This is a genomic window from Pseudomonas sp. Pseusp97 (assembly GCF_047304025.1).
In the GTDB taxonomy this organism is placed as follows: Bacteria; Pseudomonadota; Gammaproteobacteria; order Pseudomonadales; family Pseudomonadaceae; genus Pseudomonas.
The window spans coordinates 1-2,822 of sequence record NZ_JBGLYK010000378.1 but is presented as its reverse complement, the minus strand read 5'-3'; the positions used below and the strand labels follow the sequence as shown (position 1 = coordinate 2,822).

The 2,822-nt window shown below is 69.2% G+C and carries 3 protein-coding genes; all 3 read right to left on the bottom strand.

Annotated features, from left to right (window positions below; genetic code table 11):
- Positions 1-1,060, bottom strand: a 1,060-nt coding sequence (locus tag ACCC94_RS29070) for a dihydroorotase (RefSeq protein WP_413353045.1), incomplete at its 3' end; no start/stop codon positions are given.
- A complete protein-coding gene (locus ACCC94_RS29065; RefSeq protein ID WP_138519691.1) occupies positions 1,057-2,061 on the bottom strand; it encodes an aspartate carbamoyltransferase catalytic subunit in 1,005 nt (334 codons plus the stop codon). The genes ACCC94_RS29065 and ACCC94_RS29070, both read right to left, overlap by 4 nt.
- 45 nt (positions 2,062-2,106) lie before the next feature.
- Positions 2,107-2,619: a bifunctional pyr operon transcriptional regulator/uracil phosphoribosyltransferase PyrR gene (gene pyrR / locus ACCC94_RS29060; protein ID WP_413353044.1), complete on the bottom strand. Its 513-nt coding sequence runs from the start codon at positions 2,617-2,619 to the stop codon at positions 2,107-2,109.
- Positions 2,620-2,822 lie beyond the last annotated feature (203 nt).

Genomic DNA, 2,822 nt, shown 5'->3' with positions numbered 1-2,822 from the left:
GGCGCGCGAGCAGGGTCGGCAGGTCGAGCAGGCCGTCCTGCACCAGGGTCATGGCCAGCGGCAGCAGCAGCTCGACGCTGCTGATGCCCGGGTCGGTCGCGGCGAACGGGGCGTTCTTGGCGTCCTGCTCGTGGGGCTGGTGGTGGCTGGCGATGGCCTGGATCACGCCGCTCTTCACCGCTTCGCGCAGGGCGTCGCGGTCCTTGTGCGAGCGCAGCGGCGGCTGCACGTGGTACAGGCTGGAGAAGTCCGCCAGCGCCTCGTCGGTCAGGATCAGCTGGTACAGCGCCACGTCGGCGGTGACGGGCAGGTCACGGGCCTGGGCCTGGGCGATCATCTCGACGCCGCGGGCACTGGTCAGCTGGCTGAAGTGCGCGCGCACGCCGGACTGTTCCACCAGCAGCAGGTTGCGGGCCAGGGCCACGGTCTCGGCGGTTTCCGGGATGCCGGCCAGGCCACGGAAGCTGGCGGTCGGGCCTTCGTGGGCGAGGCCGCCTTCGGCCAGCTCGGCGTCCTGGGAGGTGAAGATCACGGTCAGGTCGAAGGTCGCCGCGTATTCCAGCGAGCGCAGCAGCACGCGGTTGCTCGCCATCGGCGCCAGGCCGTTGGTGAAGGCCACGCAACCGGCGTCGCGCAGGGCGACCAGCTCGGACAGTTGCTCGCCGGCCAGGCCCCTGGTCAGCGCGCCGATGGGGAAGACCTTGGCGTTGCCGGCTTCACGGGCGCGGTCGAGGATCAGCTCGGCGACGGCGGAGGTGTCCAGCACCGGCTTGGTCTGCGGCGGGAAGCACAGGCTGGTGACGCCACCGGCCGCGGCGGCGCGGGTTTCGCTCTCGATGCTGCCCTTGCGGCTGTAGCCCGGCTCGCGCAGGGCGACGCTCAGGTCCACCAGGCCGGGCGCGGCGATCAGGCCGGCGGCGTCGATTTCCTGGGCGGCGTGGAAGCCCTGGGGCGCGTCGCCGATCGCGACGATGCGGCCGGCCTCGATGTGCAGGTCGCAGACCTTGTCCAGGCCGCTGGCCGGGTCGATCAGGTGGGCGCCACGAATACTGACGGTCATTGCGCGTCCTCCTGTTCCAGCTGGCGTTGGGCGTTCTGGCCGCTCATGGCCATGGACAGCACGGCCATGCGGATGGCGATGCCGTAGGTGACCTGATTGAGGATCACCGACTGTTCACCGTCGGCCACGGCGGAATCGATCTCCACGCCGCGGTTGATCGGGCCGGGGTGCATGACGATGGCGTCGGGCTTGGCCAGCTGCAGGCGTTTCTGGGTCAGGCCGTAGAGCTTGAAGAATTCGCCTTCGCTGGGCAGCAGGCCGCCGGCCATGCGCTCGCGCTGCAGGCGCAGCATGATCACCACGTCGACGTCCTTCAGGCCTTCGTTGGCGTCGGTGAACACCTTCACCCCGTACTGCTCTTCCAGGCCCACCGGCAGCAGGGTGCGCGGGGCGATGACGCGGATGTCCGGGCAGCCGAGGGTCTTCAGCGCCAGCATGTCGGAGCGGGCTACGCGCGAGTGCAGGATGTCGCCGACGATGGCCACCGAGAGGTTTTCGAAGCTGCCCTTGTGGCGGCGGATGGTGAGCATGTCGAGCATGCCCTGGGTCGGGTGGCCGTGACGGCCGTCGCCGCCGTTGATCACGGCGACATTGGGGCTGACGTGCTCGGCGATGAAGTGCGCGGCGCCCGAGTCGCTGTGACGCACGACGAACATGTCGGCGGCCATGGCCTCGAGGTTGCGCAGGGTGTCGGTGAGCGTCTCGCCCTTGCTGGTCGAGGAGGTCGACACGTTCAGCGAGATGACGTCGGCGGACAGGCGCTGGGCGGCCAGTTCGAAGGTGGTGCGGGTGCGCGTGGAGTTCTCGAAGAACACGTTGCACACGGTCTTGCCGCGCAGCAGCGGGACTTTCTTTACCGCGCGGGCGCCGACTTCGAGGAAGGAGTCGGCGGTATCGAGGATTTCAGTCAGCAGTTCGCGGGACAACCCGTCGAGCGAGAGGAAGTGGCGCAGCTGGCCCAGGTCATTGAGCTGCAGCGGGCGCTTGGCGTCGGTCGGCATGTGGCAGGCCCTGAAAGTTGGGGGTGGATGTCCGGGCGCGCGAAGTTACAGCGCGGTGCTGAGAAGCGTGCGCTCGAGGACGAGTGGTGCGGGACCGCGCAATTTTACCCGCTCGTTGGGTGCCAGGGACAGGGTTTCGCCGACGACATCCGGGCGAATCGGCAGTTCGCGCTTGTTCAGGTCCACCAGGCTGACCAGGGTCACGCTGGCCGGGCGGCCGTAGTCGAACAGCTCGTTGAGCGCGGCGCGGATGGTCCGGCCGCTCATCAGCACGTCGTCCACCAGCACCAGGTGCTGGCCGTCGATCTCGAAGGGCAGTTCCGACGGACGGACCTGCGGGTGCAGGCCGCTGCGGGTGAAATCGTCGCGGTAGAAGGACACGTCGAGGATGCCGAGGATCTCGTCGCTGCCCAGTGCCTTGAGCAGTTCCTGGGCGACCCAGATGCCGCCGGTGTGGATGCCGACGAAGCGCGGCGAGTCGATACCACGCTGCGCCAGGTAGTTGCGCAGGTCGGTGGCCATGCGGGGAATGAGTTCGGCGGGGCTGGGCAGGGTCATGACGTCTCCGGTTCGGTTGGCGAGGCCACCCGGCGCGGGCGGCCATCGGGGCGGACCGTCTCCGCGAGGAGTGGTCCGGCAAGCTTAGTGGCTTTCGCTGCGCCGGCGCTGCCTCAGGTCAAGGACGCTGCGGCCACGCCAGGCAGGGGCCGGGAATCAGGCGGGGGCGTTGTCGGCCAGCCAGCCCTCCAGCAGCAGGGCGG